The organism is Streptomyces cyaneofuscatus (assembly GCF_000718135.1).
Taxonomy (GTDB): domain Bacteria; phylum Actinomycetota; class Actinomycetes; order Streptomycetales; family Streptomycetaceae; genus Streptomyces; species Streptomyces cyaneofuscatus.
Genome location: NZ_JOEM01000017.1, coordinates 41,521 through 59,714, shown reverse-complemented (window position 1 = coordinate 59,714; position 18,194 = coordinate 41,521). Strand labels below are relative to the sequence as shown.

Below are 18,194 nucleotides of genomic sequence, written 5' to 3'. Positions count from 1 at the left end.
CCGCCCGACGGCATGTCACCCCCGGGGCTGGATCCGTGCCTCGGGGGGAGTCTCGCCGGTGATGCTGGCGATCAGCTCGGCGCAGAGCACCCGGAGTTTCACGTTGCGGTGCTGGGATGCCGTACGCAGGACCTCGAAGGCCTTCTCCGGCGTGCAGCGCTGCTGGCCGACGACCACGCCGATCGCCTGGTCGATGACCGTACGCGACTGGAGGGCGGCCTCCAGGTCGGCGGCGAACTCCTCGGTGTCGGCGATGCGTTGGGCCAGGGCGATGGCCCCGGTGGCCTGCGCGGTGAGGAGCCGCAGGGCCGTCAGGTCGGCGTCGTCGAAGGCATTCGGGAGCGGCGCGTAGAGGTTGAGGGCGCCGGCGGTGTGGCTGTGCGGGGCGATGGGCAGCGAGAGCGAGGAGCGGGCGCCGCAGACGGCGGCGTAGGCGGGGTAGTCGGCCCAGCGGCTCTCCCGCAGCGTGTCGGGCACGCTGACCTCCAGGCCGGTGCGCATCGCCTGGAGGCACGGGCCGTCGTCCTGCCCGTACTGGGCCTCGTCCAGCTTCGTGGCGGAGGCTCCCACGCTGGAGACGGTGACAGGACGCCCCTGTCTCTCCAGTGTGATGCCGCACCCGTCGGCCGCTTCCACCAGGGCCAGGGCGCTGCGGGCGAGTGCGTGGAGGAACTCGTCCAGCGATGTCGTCTCCAGGAGCAGCGCGGTCGTGTCCGGCACCTCGGCCACGGGCCTGTCAGTCATGATCATCTCGTTCTGGGCGGTGCCCCGCCTCCCAAAAGGGCGGGGCAGAGCTGGCGCGGCGCAGTCCGGGGCCGCTGGGACAGGGCAACCTCCACCGACGCACCGGCACCTGGGACAGGCTCCGGGCGTGCGGCGGGGATGTCAGGCGTGGGTGAGCGGTGGCCGCAGAAGGGCGGGCGCGTTACCGGCCGTGGTTGCAGGACTGCTGAGGCTTCCCCGGGGAAGAGGCCGGGCCGACGGCGGTCGGCTGCGGGCGGCCGAGGCCGGGATGCGTACCGGGCGGGAAGCACCGGCGGCCGGGACCGCGGCGGAGCGGCGGGGAAGAGCGTGGTTCACGGGAACTCCAAGGAGGCAGGAAAAAATCTCAAGGGCCGTTTCCTGACCTCCAGCGCTTCATTATGCCCTCTCGGCCGCCACGGTCCGCCCGGCATCGCGGAGCCCGGCCAGGAGGGCCGGAAAGCGCCTTCGGGCATCAGCGCCGGCCTGACCTCATCGGCATCAGTTCCCGGGAAAGCGCGGCAGGGACGTGTCGGTGTACGGCCCGACCGCCCTGCTCGGGCGCCGGGGGGTGTCCGGCCGGGCGTTCCGTCGCTCCGGTCGCCCCCGGGCCTTCTCCCTCCGGGAGGCGTCGGCGCCCGGTCCGCACCCCCGGCTGCGGAGTTCGGCGCCCTGGAGGCTGAACGCGACACGAAGGACGCGGTTGAGTCCCGCGGCGCTCAGCACCTCACGCGTGGTCTCGTGCCGGGCCACCACCGCGATCGCCACGCCGCGCTGTTCGGCGGCCGCGCGCACGCGCAGCAGCACACTCAGAGCCCGCGGGGTGAGGAGAGGGGTGAGGACGTCCACGATGACGGTGCTCGGGCCGCAGCAGGGCAGCAGCCGGGAAAGTTCCTGCTCGATCGTCGACTCGTTGTCGTGGTCGACGACCTCCCACAGCTCCACGACCACATGGGACTCGTCGAGACGGTAATGCAGCAAGGACATCGTGTACTCCGCGAAGCAGCCGGGCAGGGGAACAGGCCGATGAAAGGCCGCTTCCTGACCTCGTTGCGCGCCTGCCCGTCGATCGGGCATCCGACACCCCTTTCCCCGCGCTTCTTCGGACCGCGCGGTGAGGGGCCCGGGTCCGGCGGGGCCGCGACGCCACTTCCCGTATCGTGCCATGCTGGCTGCGAGGGCCCTGGGCCCGGAAGGGAGCGACCATGACCGACGCCCTGACCCCTGGGACGCCTGACCTCGTCTCCCTGCTCCTGGACACCGACACGCTGGAGGACTTCCTTCAGGCGCTGGTGGAGGGGGCACTGGTCAACGCTCCGGGCTCCGATGGCTGCGGCATCACGCTGGAGCGCGAGAACCGCCCTCTGACCGTGGTGAGCGCGGGAACCAGCGCACCGGCCCTGGACGAGGCGCAGTACGGGCAGGACGACGGCCCCTGCCTGGAAGCCCTGCGCGAAGGGCATGAGGTCAGTGTGATCGACATGCGGGCCGAGAGCCGCTGGAACGGCTATCCGGCCTTCGCCGTCGCCGCCGGGACCCTGTCGTCGTTCTCCCTGCCGATCGCCGCGCACTCCCACACGGCGGGCGCGCTGAACATCTACTCGCCCGAGGTCAAGGGCTTCGAGGACGCGGACCTCGATGGTCTGCGCGATCTGGCCGCCCAGGCGACGGGCGCCATCGCGCTGGCCCAGAGGCTCTCCGACGCCCGGACCTTCACCTCGGACCTGCAAGCGGCCCTGCAGTCGCGTGCGGTCATCGACCAGGCGATCGGCATTGTCATGAGTCAGCGCCGCTGCTCGGCCGAGGAGGCGCTCCATACGCTGCGTACCGCGTCGCAACACCGCAATGTCAAACTGCGCGACCTCTGCGGGCAGCTCGTCGGCGGTATCTCCGGCAATCCGCCGGCGAGCGGCCCCCGGCTGCGCCCGCGTCCCTGAATCTCACCGACGCGGGCGGCCGATCGCGACGGGCGCGGGCGGCCCGTCAGGCGGGGACCGAGGCGGAGGCCGGGGCCTTTCCTCGCGGGACCGAGCGCCGCAGCTGCTCGCGGGCGACGACGAGCGCCGCGGCGATGTCACGGGTCCCGGTGGAGACGCACAACGTGTAGGTCACGTCCTCCAGACTGCGGGCCAGCCCCTCGTCGCCCCCGCCGTACCGCGACCGCAACTCTTCGTAGCGGCGCAGAAGTTCCTCGAGTACAGCGGGGTGTGCCATCAGCATCGCGCTCTGCCTTTCTCTCACGACCAAGGGCGCCCGCTGGAAGTGAACGAGCGCGGACAGCTTTCCCGAGACGGACAACCGACACCCAGCGACACACCGACAGCACGTATCGCGCATGACCGGGTGGCACGCATTCGGACGGGAAGGAGAAGTGATCCGGATAAGAGCACGGCTCACCTGAGGGGTCACGGACCATTCGAGTCGGCCGCTTCCTGACCTCGTTCCACAACTGTGCCCAGCCCTTGGCGATTCATGCAAGCGTGAAAGGCGCGCCGACGCGTGGCGGAGCGGTATACGGGGAGATGTTTAGTGCCCGGGCGAGGGGTACTCCCCTTATCAGGTATCCGGCGTACGCGGAGCTCAGGCGCCGACGGGTTGGGAAAACAGCCCTCGGCGCCGCACTCGGAAAAAGCCCTCACCTCGCCGACGCGCCTTCACTCCAGTGGACGCGGAACGGCACGACGGACGTGCCCTCTCCCTCCCGGCGCGGTTTATTGGGGCTCGTACGGGAAACGCGGGTGGGCGTCCATTCGGGTAGTCGATTCACCCGTTCCGATGGAGGTCCCGCGGCCATGCGGCCGACGGGCCGGAGAAGGAGCACGTCATGCCTGCTGGATCGAGTGCGAAGCGTGAGCGCCAGTACGAGCACATCAAGGAGAGCCAGGAGGAGCGGGGCAGCTCCACCAAGCGCGCCAAGGAGATCGCCGCCAGGACGGTGAACAAGGAGCGCGCCCGGTCCGGCGAGTCGAAGACCGCGAGCAGGACGTCGGTGAAGGACAAGAAGTCCGCCTACGAACGCGGTGGCGAACGCTCCCACCGGGGGGCGAAGGGGCCCACGAAGGACCAGCTCTACGAAGAGGCGAAGAAGAAGAACATCGACGGGCGCTCCTCCATGAACAAGGACGAGCTGCGGAAGGCTGTCGGGCGCTGACGGGCCTTTCAGGACAGCGCGCGAACCCTACGCAGAGAGGACGCCATGAGCGACCAAGCACGCGGCGACGATGTGTACCAGCCCCAGGCCGACGACGGCCAGGACCCCCCGAACGACGATCTCGACCTGGAGAACACACTCGGCGAACGTGATCTGGACGACCAGATGGAAGAGGGCTACTCCCCTCCCGAACGCCCCCTGGGTGTGAACAAGTTCGGCACCACGGGCGAGGAGGAGCGTGAAGGCGAATCGCTCGACCAGCGGCTCGCCCAGGAGATGCCTGACGTGGAACCGCCGGCCGGTGACGGCATCGGCGATCTCCAGGAGGGCGACGGCGAGCCGCAGGAGCGGATCGACGGGGACGAGCGTGCCGGGCGGCTCGCCGCGGCGGACGACGCCACGGGCCGGAACACCGATGTCTTCGCCGAGGACGTGGGCATCGACGGCGGAGCGGCGTCGGCCGAGGAGGCCGCCGTGCACGTCGCGGACGATGCGGACGGCGGAGGGCGACGGCCCTGACCGGGTGAGCGGGGGGCGGCACAGGGGGAGCTGAGGCGGCCCAGCGGGGCACGCAGACGGAGGAACGGGTGCACATGGCAGGCGCGGCGATCTTCGACGTGGACGGCACGCTCACCGACACCAACCATCTGCACGTGGTGGCGTGGTGGGAGGCGTTCCGGCAGGCGGGGCACACCGTGCCGATGCCGGACATCCACCGGGCGGTCGGCCTCGGCTCCGGCGATCTGATCGAGCGGCTGCTAGGCCCGGACCGGGACCCTGACCAGGACTCCGCCATCAGCTCCGCGCACACGGTGCTCTACGGGACGTACTTCGACCGCCTCCCGGCCTTCGAGGGCGCGGGCGATCTACTGCGGACCCTGGCCGGGCGCGGCTGGCGGGTCGTCCTCGCCACCTCGGCGAGCGGGCCGGAGCTGGCGGCCCTGCGGCGGGCCGTGGACGCGGACGAGGCGATCCGGGATACGGCGAGCTCGGACGACGTCGACGAGGGCAAGCCCGCCCCGGAACCCGTACGTCTGGCCCTGGAGCTGGCCGGCGTCGGGGCCGGTCAGGGGGTGTTCGTGGGGGACACGGTGTGGGACATGGAGGCTGCGGCGAGGGCCGGGGTGCGCGCGGTGGCGCTCCTGTCGGGCGGCATTCCGCGGGCGGATCTGGAGGCGGCGGGGGCGGACGCGGTCTTCCGGGACGCCGCCGACCTGCTGGCCCGCCTGGACGAGAGCCCCTTCGGCTCCCCGCCGGGGTGAGTTCGCCGACGCGCTCACATACCGGACACACCGGCGCGCTCACACACCGGCGCCCTCGGCCACCGTGAACAGCGCTCCTTCCGGGTCCCGGACGACGTACTCGGAGCTTCGTACATCTGGCGGCGGGAACGTCTCCCCGCCCGCCCGGTCCGCCTGCGCCGCCGCCCGGGAGGCGTCGTCCACCTCGAAGTGGACGATCCACCGCGGCCGGATCCTCGGGTCGGGGGCGCTGCCGACAGCACCGCCGGAGAGTACGGCCACGGGCCGGCCGGACACACGGGCCACGACCTGCTCCTCCTCGTACGCGACGTCGACGGCGTCGGGGCCGGGACGCGGCCAGGAGAACACCTCGCCGTAGAACAGGGCGGCCTCGAAGGCGTCCCGGGTCCACAGCTCCAGCCACGGCAGAGCGCCCGCCGCACTCGCCGACCAGACGGGAGCGGCGCCTTCCCAGACCCCGAAGACCGCACCGTCCCGGTCGGAGGCGATCGCAGCTCGCCCCTCCCCCACGGCGAGCGGGCCGACCGCGACGGTCGCGCCCCGTTCGCGGATCCGGTCGGCGGTGCCGTTCACGTCGGCGGAGGCGAAGTACGGCGTCCACACCGTAGGGGCCGCCTGGAACGGGGAGCGGGCCCCGATACCGGCGACCGGACGCCCGTCGTCGAGCGCGACCGAGAAGCCCTCCCCCAGGATCCCGGAGTCGTCGAACTTCCAGCCGAGCACAGCGGCGTAGAAGGCCTGCGCGCCGGGCAGGTCGCGCACCAGCAGGTTGACCCAGCACGGCGCGCCCCGCACGGGCAGGGCCTCGGTCATGATCGGCATGGTCATCGTCTCCTCGGCCGGGCGCCCTTCGACGCCGACGCATCGCGGGCCACCGCGGCCCTCCACCTGGCCTCAGGTGCCGGTCTCCACCAGCGGGTGATTCCCGTCGGTCGGCCAGCGCAGGACGGCTCCGAGGCCACCCACCGGCTCGGATCCGCTCCGTCCGGTCTCCGGGCGGTTGTCGGCCGCCAGGTCCTCGGCAGGGCTCCGGTCCCGGGCGGCGTCCACGCCGACGACGACCACGTCCGCGCCCGTCAGCGTCGCCGACCGCAGCAGCGCGTCGTCGGCGCGGACGGGGAAGGGTTCCGGTTCGCCGAGCGCGCGGGCGTCGGTGCGGCGCAGTGCGATCTGTTCGGCCTTCGGGCCCGCCCAGACCTCGCGGTGGGTGTCGGGCCCGTCCGGGCGGAGCAGCAGCGTGGCGATCCGGTGCTCGCGCGCGGCGTCGACCAGCGCCTCGACGCCGTCGGCCGCCCCGGTGCTGCCGTCGCGGCCCTTGGCCGCGGCGAACCGCTCCAGCGTCTCGTCGGCGCGCGCGTACGCCTGCCGCCGGCGCTCGGCCGCGATCCACTCGTCCAGCCGGGTGCTGTCCGACCCGGCGGCGCGCCCGCCGTGGCCGGTCTCGACGACGGCGACCCGGAACTGCGCGGGCAGCGCCTCGTGCACGGTCCGCCGCTCCCGCTCGTCGCCCACCAGGACGACGAGTGCCGCTCCCGTCCTGGTGACGGCTTCCTCGACGGCGGAGGCGACGGTGCGGGCGTTCTCCTCCCAGGTGTTCTCCACGCTCAGCTGGAAGTGGCGCTCGGACCAGTCGGAGGTGGCTGTGCGGTGCACGGGCCAGTCACGGCCCTCGACGGTGCCCTCGGGCCGGTTGCCTGCCGCTGTGCGCAGCTCGAAGTCGGCGCCGACCCGGTCGATGTGCACGACGAGCGTGTCCGGCTCGTCCGGAGTCAGCTCCAACAGCGGTGCCACGTGCGGCAGCGGAGCCCATACGGCGGAGGACTCGTCCGGTGGCGGGATACCCAGAACCGGTTCGAACACGACCTGGCCGTGGGCGGCGAAGACGGCCCTGCCGGGCGTCTGTCCGTACGCGTAGGAGTCGATCGCCCGGCGCACTGCCCGGCAGGTCTCCTGATCCGCCCCTTGCGCTGCCAGTTCCTCGCTGATCTGCCGCCCCTTGAGCTCACGGCGGCTGAGCGTGGCTTCGTCGGCGAACGAGGTGTCGAGGTAGGCCGACGCCCAGGGGCCAGGACGTTCGTACAGTGGCGTCAGGGGTGCGAGATCCATGGTTTCCTCCCGGTCTGTCGGGGTGGGCTCAGCCGATGCGGGTACCCATTCCGCACCGGCCCATACGCTGCGAAGCACCGCGAATGCCGGCCCTGCCCGACGCCTCCGCCCCCTGCCGGATCACATCCCAGGCTGTTTGGCGCTCACGCGGAGGGGAACCCGGCCCGATGGCCGGGCGATCGGCCGAGGGGGCGGGACCGCAGATCACGGGAGTCAGGGGTTGTCCGCAGTCCCGCGCCGACGCCCGGGCGGCGCCACTCCTCAGTGGGAGAATTTCATACGTTTGGCCCGGGTTAGGCCGGGTAAGAGGCAAAAAGTGCTTCGGACATGAGGCGCCCGTGGGAGTCCCGGGCGACGACTGTCCGGCTTGCGAGCACTCCTACGGCGACCGAGCATCGTTGTCGAGGAGTGACCACCATGCACGCTGCACCTACCCCCGAGCCGCTGCCGGAGGCGGACGTCCCGTCGTCCGACATGGCGTTCCAGAGGTTGAGCGCGCTCCCTCCGGGACCGGAGCGGGAGACTCTGCGCGAGGAGACGATCTGCGCCTGGCTGCCGATGGCGCACCGGCTGGCGGCCCGCTTCCGCTACCGGGGCGAGTCGCTGGACGATCTGCGCCAGGTGGCCGCGATGGGGCTGGTGAAGGCGGTGGACCGCTACGACCCCGCCCGGGGCAAGGCCTTCGAGACGTTCGCCGTACCGACGGTGACGGGCGAGCTCAAGCGGCACTTCCGTGACCACACCTGGGACGTCCACGTTCCCCGCCGGGTCCAGGACCTGCGCAACCGGGTCCGGACGGCGCGGCGCGACCTCACCCAGCGGCTCGGCGGACGCGCCCCCACCTGCGCCGAGATCGCGTCGGAGGCGGGACTTGCCGAGGAGGACGTCCTGCTCGGTCTGGAGGCCCTGGACAGCTACAGCGCCCTGTCCCTCGACGCCGAGCAGGCGGGCACGGACGGCGGTACCACCCTGGCCGACCGGCTGGGCTCCTGGGACCACGCCCTGGATGTCGCCGTCGACCGCGAGGCCGTCAAGCCGGGGCTGCGCAAGCTGCCCGAGCGCGAGCGGACCATCCTGTACCTGCGGTACTTCCGTGACATGACGCAGGTCAGCATCGCGGAACGCCTCGGCATATCCCAGATGCACGTCTCCCGCCTGATCAGCCGGTCCTGCGAGCGCGTGCGCGCCGGGGCCCTCAAGGACGCCGTGTGAAGGGACGCCTCGCCCGCCTGGCTCCGCGCGTGGGGCGCCCCGACCGGTACCAGGTCGTGCAGTCCCTCAAAGCCGCGGCCGCGGCTTCCATCGCCTGGGCGGTGACAGGGTGGTGGCTGGCCGCCCCGATGGCTCTGATGGCCCCCTGGGCGGCCGTCGCCCTGGTCCAGGGGACGGTCTACCGGTCGATGCGCACCGCGCTCCAGCTGTTCCTGATGATCACGGCCGGGACGCTGCTCGCAGCCGGTGCCGCCCTCCTCACGGACGACACCATGACCGCCATGATCATCGCGCTTCCGATCGCGGTGCTGCTCGGCAACTGGGCCCCGGTCGGCGGACAGGGCCTGTACGCGCCCACCACAGCGCTGTTCGTGCTCGCCTACGGCTCCTATTCGCTGGCCGCCGTCGGACACCGGCTGCTGGAGACCGCCGTGGGGGCCGCAGTGGGCGTCGCGGTGAACGCCTTCATCCTGCCGCCGGTGCACTCCCAGCACGTCAACCGACTGGCGTGCGCGTTGCCGCGCGACTGCGCGCACCTGCTGCGGCGACTGAGCGACGGCGTCCGCGACGACTACGACGAGGAGCAGGCGGAGCAGTGGTACCGCGCCGCGGGGGAGACGCTCGGCGCCCTCTCGGAACTGCGGGTCGCACGGGGATGGGCCTCGGAGAGCTTCCGGCTCAACCCCGGCCACCGCCTCCGCCGCAGGATCCCCGAGCCGTCCGACACGTGGGATGTCCTGTGGGCGCGAGTGGGGGACCGCCTCCTCACGCTGACGCTGACGCTGTGGGAGACAGCCGCCGAGCGGCGGGGGCTCCCCCGGCCGCCGCGCCCGGCCCTGGACGACCTCAGTGATCTCCTCGCCGCCGCCGCAGAGGTGTGCGCCGTCGACCAGATGGTCATGGAGCACGGCCCGGACGACGAGCGGCGCGGCCGCCGCAACGCCCGCCTGGCCGAGGCCCACCGGGCCCTCGCCTCGGCCAAGCGCCACCTGCACGGACCGGAGCCCGATGCGGGTGCCTCGCTCGGCAGCCTGGTCGCCGCCTGCCAGGCCCTGCTGGACGACCTCGCGCCCGATGAGGACGGGAAGGGGCCCGTCGGCGGCTGACCGATCGCTCGCGGAACCGGAGGGCCGGGAGCAGACTCACCGGACTCAGCCCCGTCATCGGGAAGAAGGAGCCGACGGACGACATGCGACCATCCCTCGCTTCACGACTGGACGACCTGCTGCGGCCCCGCGGCCCCACGGGCCGGGTCCTGGTCACCGGCTGGTTCAGCTTCCTGGACGGCGAGGTGACGGCGGGCGACGCCCTGGCCCAGCGGGCCGTGTCGGCCGCGCTCCACCGGCTGGGCATCGCCCACGACACGGCCTGGAGCCCGGCCTTCGCCCCGGGCGGGCTGACGCTCGAAGCCGCGCTCCCCTCCGCCTACGAGCAGCTCCTCTTCGTCTGCGGGCCCGTCCACGGGGAGCAGCTCACGGCCCTGCACCGCCGCTACGCCTCCTGTCGGCGCGTCGCCGTCGGGGTGAGGGTGGTGGAGCCGGACCGGCCGGCCGCCGGCGGGTTCCACCGCATCGAGGCGCGCGACGGACCGGGCAGCGCCCCGTCGCCGGACCTCGCCACCGCCGCGCCGACGATGTCCGCCACGCCGGCGGTGGGGGTGGCTCTGACGTACGGGCAAGGTGAGCGGCGGCACCACGACAGCGTGGCCGGTGTCCTGCTCCCCTGGCTGGCCGGGAAGGACTGTGCGCGGGTCGAGGCGGACACCCGGCTGGCGTACGACGAGTGGAGCCACTGCCGGACACCGGACCAGTACCTCTCGCTGGTCGGCCGACTCGACGCCCTGGTCACCGACCGGCTGCACGGCCTGGTCCTCGCCCTGCGGGCCGGGGTTCCCGTGTCGGCCGTGGACCCGGTCAGGGGCGGGGCCAAGGTCTCCGCGCAGGCGGAGGTGGCGCGCTGGCCCGCCCTGCTGCCCGGTGAGGATCTGACCACCGAGCCTCCTGGACCACTGGTGGGACTGGTGCCTCTCCCCCGTCGGCGCGGCCACCGCCCGGCGGCGCCGCGCACGGCTGTCACGGACGTCGAGGCCGAGCGCGGCGGCCGCTCCTGAGTACGCAGCCCGGCGACGGACCGCCGGATGTTTGGCACCGGGTGACGGTGGTACCCGCCCGCGCGGCGGACGCCGGCCGTCCGGTCCCCCGCCGCCACCCGGATCCAGGAGGAGAGATGACCGAAGAGACCCGGCCCGTCGCCCCGGTCGCGCTGGTGACCGGCGCGGATTCGGGCATCGGCCGAGCCGTCGCCGTCAAGCTCGCGCACCAGGGCATGGATGTGGGCATCACCTACCACCGCGACCGCGAGGGCGGCGAGAGCACGGCCGAGGAGGTGCGGGCGTCCGGGCGGCGCGCCGCCCTGGCCCGGCTGGATCTCACCCAACTCCCGGAGGCCGCCGATGTGGTGGACGCCCTGGCCGACGAGCTGGGCCGCGTCGACGTCCTGGTCAACTGCGCGGGCACCGGGACCTCCACCCGGTTCCTCGACCTGGACCACGCGACGGTCAAGCAGGTGATCGACGTGGACCTCATCGGGCCGTTCCTCTGCTCGCAGCGTGCGGCCCGCCGGATGATCGCCCAGGGGGACGGCGGCCGCATCGTGAACATCACCTCGGTGCACGAGCACCAGCCGAGGGTCGGCGCGGCTCCCTACTGCGCTGCCAAAGGGGGCCTGGGCCTGCTGACGCAGGTGATGGCCCTGGAACTGGCCGAGTACGGCATCACGGTGAACGCGGTGGCCCCCGGTGAGATCGCCACCCCGATGACGGGGCAGGAGGACACCGAGGTCGAGGGCGTGGACCGGCCCGGCATTCCGCTCGGGCGGCCGGGCGACGCCCGGGAGGTCGCCGCCGTCGTCGCCTTCCTGGCGGGCCCGGAGTCGTCGTACACGACCGGGGCCTCCTGGGCCGTGGACGGCGGGATGCTGCGCATGGGGCCGCAGGCCGGCTCCCATCTGCGCTCCGACGACTGGCGCCGCCCCTGAGCCCGCACCGGAACCTCGTACGACGTGAACCCCACCCACCACGGAGGACCCTCATGGCCGATGTCACCCTGCCGCTCCTGCTGCGCGGTTACGCCTGGCTGCCCGACCGCAGGCGCCGCAGCGGCGGAGCGCCCGTGCGCACCCGGCTGCTGGGCAAGCGGGCGATCGCGCTGCACGGTCCGGCGGCGGTGCGGTTCTTCTACGACGAGAAGCACATCCGCCGCACCGACGCCCTGCCGCAACCGGTGATCGACACACTCTTCGGCCGGGGCGCGGTGCACACCCTGGACGGCGAACGCCACGGGGTGCGCAAGGCGCTCTTCACCGGTCTGCTCAAGGACCCGTCCCGGGTGCGGGACCTCTCCGAGCTAGTCGCCGGGGAGCTGGAAGCGGCCCGGGACGACTGGGCCACGCGCGGGCGGGTGGTCCTCTTCGACGAGATGGCGCAGGTGCTCACCCGCGCCGTGCACGCCTGGGCGGGAGTGCCCCTGGCCGAGGACGCGGTGGCACCCGCGGCGCGGGACCTGATCGCCATGGTCGACGGTTTCGCCGCCGTCGGCCCCCGCCACTTCGCCGCCCGGCGGGCGCGCCGCCACCAGGAGGAGCGACTGGCCCCGCTGGTGGAGGCCGCGCGGGAGGGGGCGGCCCCGGAGGGTGACGGTTCCGGTCGCACGGTGTTCCGGACGATCACGGAGCACCGGGACGCGGACGGTGCGCTGCTGACGCCGCACACCGCGGCGGTCGAGGTGCTCAACGTGGTGCGGCCGACGGTGGCCATCACCTGGTTCGCCGTCTTCGCCGCGCACGCCCTGCACCGCAACCCCGAACACCGTGAGGTCCTGGCGGGCGGCGACGGCCCCGAGTACGCATGGTCGTTCGCCCAGGAGGTCCGCCGGTTCTATCCGTTCGCGCCCTTCGTGGGGGGCCTGGCGGCTCAGCGGCTGGAGTGGGCCGGGCAGACGATCGAGCCGGGCACGATGGTGCTGCTGGACCTGTACGGTCTGGACCACGACCCGGATCTGTGGCCGGAGCCGTACCGCTTCGACCCGACCCGCTTCCTGGGCAGCGCCCCGCCCGTCGACGCGCTGGTCCCGCAGGGCGGCGGTCCGGTGGACGGCCACCGGTGCCCCGGGGAGGACGTGACGGTCGCGGTCCTGGCGGAGGTCGCGAGGTTCCTCGCCCGGACCTCGTACGACGTCGGGGAACAGGACCTGCGCATCCCGCTGCGCCGGATCCCGACGGCGCCCAGGAGCGGGTTCGTCATCGGTGACGTGGCGGCGGCCCCGGCCGGTGCACGCGCCGGGGCCTCGAGCCGTAGCTGAACCTTGCGGGACGCCGCCCCGCCGGGCCTCAGCCGACCTTCCGGCCGGCCAGCGGGGCGGTCTCCTCGCCCTTGCCCTCCCGCACCCCGTGCAAAAAGGAGTTCAGCGCCTCCTCCGCTGTACGGGCGGGCTGCCACCCAAGCACCTCGTGCGCCCTGGTGGAGTCCAGTACGGGCAGCCGCAGCACCGCGTCGAAGAGGTGCGGCGAGGCCGGTACGGCGTGGGCCCGCCAGGCGCCCGCGAGCGCCGTACGCACCAGCGCCCTGGGCACCCGTACGATCCGGGCGTCGAGCAGCTCCGCCAGGACGCGGGCGTCGACCACCGGGTCCGCCGCCAGGTTGAAGGGGCCGCGCACGTCCTTGAGCACGGCCAGCCGGTACGCCTCGGCTGCGTCGTCGGTGTGGAGCACCTGGAACCGCAGCCCCTTAAGGTCCGGCACGAAGGGCAGCAGGTCGGGGCGGAGGAGGTTGCCGGGGACATGGCGGCCGGCGAAGATGCGGCGCTGTTCGGGCGCGGCCGTCTCCTTGAAGAGGAAGCCGGGGCGCATCCGGACCACCCGGATCTGCGGATGCCGCAGCTCGAAGGTGTCGAGGACGCGCTCCAGGTAGGCCTTCTCCCGGCAGTAGGCGGCGTCCGGCCAGCCGTGGGTCGGCCACTCCTCGTCCACGCCGGGCTCGTCCTTGGGGCCGGGCGAGTAGGCGCCGACGGACGAGGCGTGCACCAGGGCGGGGACCCCGCTCCGCTCCACCGCGCGGAAGACCCGCTGGGAGCCGAGCACGTTGCTCTGCCAGGTGGTGACCGGGTCGTGGGTGGGCTGGAAGCGCCACGCCAGGTGGACGACGGCGTACGCCCCGCGCAGCAGGCCGGTGAGCCGCTCCTCGCTGTCGTCGCGCGAGAGGTCGACGGTGTCCCACTCCACCCCCGCGATCTTCAGTGCGGGCCGCCTGCGCGCCAGGGCGAGGACCGAGCCGACCTCGGGGTCGGCGGCCAGGGCGCGGACGACGCTCGTCCCCACGTTGCCGGTGGCCCCGGTGACCACGATCCGCTTGCCGCCGGGCCGTCCGGTGGTGTCCATGAACGCTTCCTTCCGTCGGGAATCGAGGTCAGGAGGTCAGGGGACGAGCAGGGTCTTGATCATCCCGTCGGCCTTCTTCTGGAACGTCTCGTACGCCTGGGGCCCCTCCTCCAGCGACAGGTGGTGGGTGGCGAAGGAGTCCACGCCCAGCGGGTCGCCGTCGACCAGCAGCGGCAGCAGGTCGTCGACCCAGCGCTTGACGTTGGCCTGGCCCATGCGGAGCTGGATCTGCTTGTCGAACATGGTCAGCAGCGGCATCGGGTCGGCGGAGCCGCCGTAGACGCCGGAGATGGAGATCGTGCCGCCCCTGCGCACCAGGTCGATCGCGGTGTGCAGAGCGGTGAGCCGGTCGATTCCCGCCGTTTCCATCAGGCGCTGGCCCACCTTGTCGGGGAGCAGGCCGACCGCCGCGTGGGCGGCCTTGGCGACGGGCGCGCCGTGGGCCTCCATGCCGACCGCGTCGATCACCGCGTCGGTGCCACGCCCGTCGGTGAGGTCCCGGACGGCGTCGCCGAGGTCCTTGCCCTTGTCGTACCGGCGCAGGTCGAGACAGGTGGCACCGTAGGCGCTGACCCGGTCGAGGCGTTCGGGGACGAGGTCCACGCCGATGACGAGGCCGGCGCCCCGGTGGATCGCGATCCGTGCGGCCATCGCGCCGATGGGGCCGAGGCCGAGGACGGTGACGCTGCCACCGGGCGGGATGTCCGCGTACTCCACGGCCTGCCAGGCGGTCGGCAGGACGTCCGACAGGTAGACGAACCGGTCGTCCGAGGGGCCGTGCGGGACCTTGATCGGCAGGTCGTTGCCGAAGGGCACCCGCAGGTACTCCGCCTGGCCGCCGGGCACCTGCCCGTAGAGCTTGGTGTACCCGAAGAGGGAGGCGCCCGAGCCGCGCTCGCGGACCTGGGTGGTCTCGCACTGCGAGTGCAACCCCTGGCCGCACATGTAGCAGTGGCCGCAGGAGACGTTGAAGGGGATGACCACCCGGTCCCCCGGCGCGACGGAGTGCACCTCGGGGCCCACCTCCTCCACGATGCCCATCGGTTCGTGGCCGAGGATGTCGCCCGGGTCGAGGTAGGGGCCCAGCACCTCGTAGAGGTGCAGGTCGGAGCCGCAGATCCCGGTGGAGGTGATCTTGACGATGATGTCCGTCGGATCCTGGATCTTCGGATCCGGAACGGTCTCCACCCGGACGTCCCGCTTTCCTTGGTAGGTCAATGCGCGCACGGTGCCACTCCCTGTTCCTCGTCGGATTTCACGGCCGTTCCCCCGAGTGATGAACGAGTGCCGAGTTCCCACGAGATGCCTGGTGAAACACACGAGAAGCCTGATGAAGGACCGGTATGTCGCTCTGCGGACGCGGTGAGAGGATGACGTCATGGGAAATAGTGCTCTCATCGTCATCGACATGATCAACGCGTACGACCACCCTGATGCCGAACTCCTCGTGCCCGCCGTCCGTAGGGCCCTTCCACCACTCACCGGCCTCATCAACCGTGCTCGCGCGGAAGGTGTCCCGGTCATCTACGCGAACGACAATTTCGGCGAATGGCGATCGCACCACGGGGAGATCATCGAGACGACTCTCGCCGGGAAGAACGCCGAACTGGTCGAGCCCATCCTGCCGGACGACGATTCCCTCTTCGTCGTGAAAGCGCGGCACTCCATCTTCTACGAGACCCCGCTCAGCTATCTGCTCTCCCAACTCGGGGTGGATCATGTCGTGCTCTGCGGCCAGGTGACGGAGCAGTGCATTCTGTATTCGGCCCTCGACGCCCATATCCGGCAGCTACGTGTCACCGTGCCCGAGGACGCCGTGGCCCATATCCACGAGGATCTCGCCGAGGCCGCCCTGCGCATGATGGAGCGCAATATGAGTGCCTCGATCCTCAAGGCGGAGACGGTCGCGTTCTGAGGGCCGGGCGACGGGCCGGGGCCGCCGCGGCGGAGCCCCGGCCCATCGGATCCGGTCAGATGCCCGCGGGGAACCGGTCCCAGACCCGGTGCTCGCCGAGCAGCCGGGAGATCTGCTCCAGGACGGTGGCGGGGTCGTCGCCGGTCACCACTCCGGGCAGGGTGGCGTGCGCACCGGCCGCCTCCAGCGCCCCGGCGACCTCGCCCCAGCCGCCGACGGCCTTGCCGTGGCGGAACGCCTCCGACAGGAGCAGCAGGACCCGGGGGTCGGTCGCCGTCGCCGGCCCCCCGGCCTTCGCGTCCCGCGCTCCGTACGCGTCGTCCCCGGGGCCGGGCGCACCGGCCAGCAGGATGGCGTCGAACTCCACCGAGCGCGCGTTGGCGAACGTGCGCTGCACGGTGACCGGGTCGCCGTCCGGGTCGAGGACTCCGCCGGTCGGGGCGATGACCAGCGGGACCATGCCGGCCCCCAGCACCGTTTCCCGCACGGTGCGGACCCCGGCCAGGTCGCTGTCGGCATCGGCCACGATGCCCACGATCCGGCCGTCCGGCGGCCAGGTGGAGCCCACCTGGGAGAGGGCCGGGCTGGGCTCCGGCGTGGCGAGCTCCTCCGTGGCGCGCGGGGCCGGCAGGCCGAGGCCGGCCGCCACCTGCTCGCAGAGCGTGGTGTCGATGTTGGCCAGCACCATCAGGGCCCGTTCCTTGATGGCCTGCTCGTAGCACTTGGAGAGCTCGAAGGTGTACGCGGCGATGATGTGCTCCTGCTCCACCGGGGTCATGCTCAGCCAGAACAGCCGGGGCTGGGTGAAGTGGTCCGCGAACGAGGCCGGGGCCGCGCGCACCTTGCTCGCCTCGGGCACCGTCACCGGGCTCTCCACGAACGCCCCCGTCTCCGCTCCCGCGAGGAACGGGCAGCCACCGTCGAGGGAGTTGGGCCGGTAGGGGGCGACACCCCGGTGGACGGCCGTCTGGTGCATCCCGTCCCGGAGCATGTCGTTGACCGGGGCATGCGTGCGGTTGATCGGCAGCTGACCGAAGTTCGGTCCGCCGAGCCGGGTGATCTGCGTGTCCAGGTACGAGAAGAGCCGTCCGGCGAGCAGCGGGTCGTCGGTCACGTCGATGCCGGGCACGAGGTGGCCCACGTGGAAGGCGACCTGCTCGGTCTCGGCGAAGTAGTTCGACGGGTTGGCGTTCAGCGTCAGCAGGCCGATCGGCTGCACCGGGGCCAGCTCCTCCGGCACGATCTTCGTCGGGTCCAGCAGGTCGATGCCCTCGAACGTCTGGTCGGCGGTGTCGGGGAACGTCTGGATGCCCAGCTCCCACTGGGGAAAGGCGCCCGCCTCGATGGCGTCGGCGAGGTCCCGGCGGTGGAAGTCGGGGTCGACACCGTTGATGATCTGCGCCTCCTCCCAGAGCAGGGAGTGCACGCCGAGCTTGGGCTTCCAGTGGAACTTCGCCAGAGTGGTCGCGCCTTCCGCGTTCACCAGGCGGAAGGTGTGGACGCCGAAGCCCTCCATCGTCCGGTACGAGCGCGGGATGCCCCGGTCGGACATGTTCCACAGGGTGTGGTGCGTGGCTTCCGTGTGCAGGGTGACGAAGTCCCAGAAGGTGTCGTGGGCGCTCTGTGCCTGGGGGATCTCCCGATCGGGGTGCGGCTTCCCGGCGTGAATCACGTCGGGGAACTTGATCGCGTCCTGGATGAAGAAGACCGGGATGTTGTTCCCGACGAGGTCGAACACGCCCTCCTCGGTATAGAACTTCGTGGCGAAGCCGCGGGTGTCGCGGACGGTGTCGGCCGAGCCGCGCGAACCGAGCACCGTGGAGAAGCGGGTGAACACGGGGGTCTCCACGCCCTTGGCCAGGAAGGCCGCCCTGGAGACGCCCGAGGCGGTGCCGTAGCCCTTGAACACCCCGTGGGCGGCGGCGCCCCGGGCGTGGACGACGCGCTCGGGGATCCGCTCGTGGTCGAAGTGGGTGATCTTCTCCCGCAGGTGGTGGTCCTGGAGGAGCACCGGGCCCCGCTGCCCCGCCTTGAGGGAGTGGTCGGTGTCGTACAGACGGGCGCCCTGGGCGGTGGTCAGGTAGGGGCCCGACTGGGCGAGGTCCGCCGGGTCGACGCCGAGGTCCTGGCCCGTGGGGCTCATGGTGGCCGGACTGCTCTGGTCCGGCTTGGGCGGCAGCGGGGCCTGCGGCCGGGTGGGCTCCTCGACCGGGGGAGACCGGAAAGCAGGCTTGCCGGGGACTCCTTCTTCCGGGGTGGGGGCCACGCCCAAGGCGTCGGCGGCCTTCTCGGCTACGGCCTTCAGGGGGTTCTTGTCGCTCATGACAACTCCATGGATCGGTGGGAGGGGGGCAGTTGGGCGCGGCCCCCGCGC

Annotated in this window: 18 protein-coding genes; 10 read left to right on the top strand and 8 right to left on the bottom strand. The window is 72.3% G+C overall.

Annotated features, from left to right (window positions below):
• Window positions 1-15: 15 nt before the first annotated feature.
• Both IF17_RS0126255 and IF17_RS0126250 read right to left on the bottom strand, forming a co-directional pair.
• On the bottom strand, window positions 16-744 hold the full coding sequence (locus IF17_RS0126255; RefSeq protein ID WP_030570618.1) for a GAF and ANTAR domain-containing protein: 729 nt from the start codon (window positions 742-744) through the stop codon (window positions 16-18).
• A 498-nt stretch (window positions 745-1,242) separates the two neighbouring features.
• The gene (locus IF17_RS0126250; protein WP_030570615.1) at window positions 1,243-1,728 is read right to left on the bottom strand and encodes an STAS domain-containing protein; all 486 of its coding nucleotides are present in this window, start codon (window positions 1,726-1,728) and stop codon (window positions 1,243-1,245) included.
• 218 nt (window positions 1,729-1,946) lie between these two features.
• Here IF17_RS0126250 and IF17_RS0126245 point away from each other — a divergent pair, with 218 nt between their 5' ends.
• Complete coding sequence (locus tag IF17_RS0126245) at window positions 1,947-2,678, top strand: GAF and ANTAR domain-containing protein (RefSeq protein ID WP_030570612.1); 732 nt, start codon at window positions 1,947-1,949, stop codon at window positions 2,676-2,678.
• A gap of 46 nt (window positions 2,679-2,724) precedes the next feature.
• Here IF17_RS0126245 and IF17_RS0126240 read toward each other — a convergent pair whose 3' ends face one another.
• A complete protein-coding gene (locus tag IF17_RS0126240; RefSeq protein WP_030570609.1) occupies window positions 2,725-2,961 on the bottom strand; it encodes a DUF5133 domain-containing protein in 237 nt (78 codons plus the stop codon).
• Between the two features lie 604 nt (window positions 2,962-3,565).
• Here IF17_RS0126240 and IF17_RS0126235 point away from each other — a divergent pair.
• The 3 genes from IF17_RS0126235 (at window position 3,566) to IF17_RS0126225 (ending at window position 5,154) form a co-directional block, all read left to right on the top strand.
• Window positions 3,566-3,892, top strand: a complete 327-nt coding sequence (locus IF17_RS0126235; RefSeq protein ID WP_030570607.1) for a hypothetical protein — start codon at window positions 3,566-3,568, stop codon at window positions 3,890-3,892.
• Window positions 3,893-3,937: 45 nt separating this feature from the next.
• Complete coding sequence (locus tag IF17_RS0126230) at window positions 3,938-4,411, top strand: DUF5709 domain-containing protein (RefSeq protein WP_030570604.1); 474 nt, start codon at window positions 3,938-3,940, stop codon at window positions 4,409-4,411.
• 74 nt (window positions 4,412-4,485) lie between these two features.
• Window positions 4,486-5,154 (top strand): HAD family hydrolase, encoded by a 669-nt coding sequence (locus tag IF17_RS0126225; protein ID WP_030570599.1) that lies wholly within the window; start codon window positions 4,486-4,488, stop codon window positions 5,152-5,154.
• Window positions 5,155-5,193: 39 nt separating this feature from the next.
• On the opposite strand, the gene IF17_RS0126220 is transcribed toward IF17_RS0126225, so the two are convergent.
• Complete coding sequence (locus IF17_RS0126220) at window positions 5,194-5,982, bottom strand: VOC family protein (RefSeq protein ID WP_078616035.1); 789 nt, start codon at window positions 5,980-5,982, stop codon at window positions 5,194-5,196.
• Window positions 5,983-6,048: 66 nt separating this feature from the next.
• Window positions 6,049-7,260: a baeRF2 domain-containing protein gene (locus tag IF17_RS0126215; protein WP_030570594.1), complete on the bottom strand. Its 1,212-nt coding sequence runs from the start codon at window positions 7,258-7,260 to the stop codon at window positions 6,049-6,051.
• A gap of 417 nt (window positions 7,261-7,677) precedes the next feature.
• Here IF17_RS0126215 and IF17_RS0126210 point away from each other — a divergent pair, with 417 nt between their 5' ends.
• The 5 genes from IF17_RS0126210 (at window position 7,678) to IF17_RS0126190 (ending at window position 12,830) form a co-directional block, all read left to right on the top strand.
• Window positions 7,678-8,472, top strand: a complete 795-nt coding sequence (locus IF17_RS0126210) for a SigB/SigF/SigG family RNA polymerase sigma factor (protein WP_030570591.1) — start codon at window positions 7,678-7,680, stop codon at window positions 8,470-8,472.
• Window positions 8,469-9,578 (top strand): FUSC family protein, encoded by a 1,110-nt coding sequence (locus tag IF17_RS0126205; protein ID WP_051884125.1) that lies wholly within the window; start codon window positions 8,469-8,471, stop codon window positions 9,576-9,578. Before IF17_RS0126210 ends, IF17_RS0126205 begins: the two co-directional genes overlap by 4 nt.
• An 83-nt stretch (window positions 9,579-9,661) precedes the next feature.
• On the top strand, window positions 9,662-10,582 hold the full coding sequence (locus IF17_RS01000000136700) for a polysaccharide pyruvyl transferase family protein (protein ID WP_063830242.1): 921 nt from the start codon (window positions 9,662-9,664) through the stop codon (window positions 10,580-10,582).
• A gap of 116 nt (window positions 10,583-10,698) precedes the next feature.
• Window positions 10,699-11,508, top strand: coding sequence for an SDR family oxidoreductase (locus IF17_RS0126195; protein WP_051884124.1), 810 nt, complete (start codon window positions 10,699-10,701; stop codon window positions 11,506-11,508).
• 53 nt (window positions 11,509-11,561) lie between these two features.
• Window positions 11,562-12,830, top strand: a complete 1,269-nt coding sequence (locus tag IF17_RS0126190; protein ID WP_030570584.1) for a cytochrome P450 — start codon at window positions 11,562-11,564, stop codon at window positions 12,828-12,830.
• 28 nt (window positions 12,831-12,858) lie between these two features.
• On the opposite strand, the gene IF17_RS0126185 is transcribed toward IF17_RS0126190, so the two are convergent.
• Both IF17_RS0126185 and IF17_RS0126180 read right to left on the bottom strand, forming a co-directional pair.
• A complete protein-coding gene (locus IF17_RS0126185; RefSeq protein ID WP_030570581.1) occupies window positions 12,859-13,905 on the bottom strand; it encodes an SDR family oxidoreductase in 1,047 nt (348 codons plus the stop codon).
• A 36-nt stretch (window positions 13,906-13,941) separates the two neighbouring features.
• Window positions 13,942-15,132 (bottom strand): zinc-dependent alcohol dehydrogenase, encoded by a 1,191-nt coding sequence (locus IF17_RS0126180; protein WP_030570578.1) that lies wholly within the window; start codon window positions 15,130-15,132, stop codon window positions 13,942-13,944.
• Window positions 15,133-15,283: 151 nt separating this feature from the next.
• Between IF17_RS0126180 and IF17_RS0126175 the strand changes: the two genes are divergently transcribed.
• Window positions 15,284-15,820 (top strand): cysteine hydrolase family protein, encoded by a 537-nt coding sequence (locus IF17_RS0126175; RefSeq protein WP_030570576.1) that lies wholly within the window; start codon window positions 15,284-15,286, stop codon window positions 15,818-15,820.
• Between the two features lie 55 nt (window positions 15,821-15,875).
• Here IF17_RS0126175 and IF17_RS0126170 read toward each other — a convergent pair whose 3' ends face one another.
• Window positions 15,876-18,143, bottom strand: coding sequence for a catalase (locus IF17_RS0126170; RefSeq protein ID WP_030570573.1), 2,268 nt, complete (start codon window positions 18,141-18,143; stop codon window positions 15,876-15,878).
• Between the last annotated feature and the right edge of the window lie 51 nt (window positions 18,144-18,194).

Bases quoted from the DNA above. Each gene is read 5' to 3' on its own strand.
- IF17_RS0126255 (WP_030570618.1), bottom strand. From the start codon at position 744: ATGACTGACAGGCCCGTGGCCGAGGTGCCGGACACGACCGCGCTGCTC.
- IF17_RS0126240 (WP_030570609.1), bottom strand. From the start codon at position 2,961: ATGCTGATGGCACACCCCGCTGTACTCGAGGAACTTCTGCGCCGCTAC.
- IF17_RS0126230 (WP_030570604.1), top strand. From the start codon at position 3,938: ATGAGCGACCAAGCACGCGGCGACGATGTGTACCAGCCCCAGGCCGAC.
- IF17_RS0126220 (WP_078616035.1), bottom strand. From the start codon at position 5,982: ATGACCATGCCGATCATGACCGAGGCCCTGCCCGTGCGGGGCGCGCCG.
- IF17_RS01000000136700 (WP_063830242.1), top strand. From the start codon at position 9,662: ATGCGACCATCCCTCGCTTCACGACTGGACGACCTGCTGCGGCCCCGC.
- IF17_RS0126175 (WP_030570576.1), top strand. From the start codon at position 15,284: ATGGGAAATAGTGCTCTCATCGTCATCGACATGATCAACGCGTACGAC.
- IF17_RS0126170 (WP_030570573.1), bottom strand. From the start codon at position 18,143: ATGAGCGACAAGAACCCCCTGAAGGCCGTAGCCGAGAAGGCCGCCGAC.
- IF17_RS0126245 (WP_030570612.1), top strand. From the start codon at position 1,947: ATGACCGACGCCCTGACCCCTGGGACGCCTGACCTCGTCTCCCTGCTC.
- IF17_RS0126185 (WP_030570581.1), bottom strand. From the start codon at position 13,905: ATGGACACCACCGGACGGCCCGGCGGCAAGCGGATCGTGGTCACCGGG.
- IF17_RS0126250 (WP_030570615.1), bottom strand. From the start codon at position 1,728: ATGTCCTTGCTGCATTACCGTCTCGACGAGTCCCATGTGGTCGTGGAG.
- IF17_RS0126210 (WP_030570591.1), top strand. From the start codon at position 7,678: ATGCACGCTGCACCTACCCCCGAGCCGCTGCCGGAGGCGGACGTCCCG.
- IF17_RS0126190 (WP_030570584.1), top strand. From the start codon at position 11,562: ATGGCCGATGTCACCCTGCCGCTCCTGCTGCGCGGTTACGCCTGGCTG.
- IF17_RS0126225 (WP_030570599.1), top strand. From the start codon at position 4,486: ATGGCAGGCGCGGCGATCTTCGACGTGGACGGCACGCTCACCGACACC.
- IF17_RS0126235 (WP_030570607.1), top strand. From the start codon at position 3,566: ATGCCTGCTGGATCGAGTGCGAAGCGTGAGCGCCAGTACGAGCACATC.
- IF17_RS0126215 (WP_030570594.1), bottom strand. From the start codon at position 7,260: ATGGATCTCGCACCCCTGACGCCACTGTACGAACGTCCTGGCCCCTGG.
- IF17_RS0126195 (WP_051884124.1), top strand. From the start codon at position 10,699: ATGACCGAAGAGACCCGGCCCGTCGCCCCGGTCGCGCTGGTGACCGGC.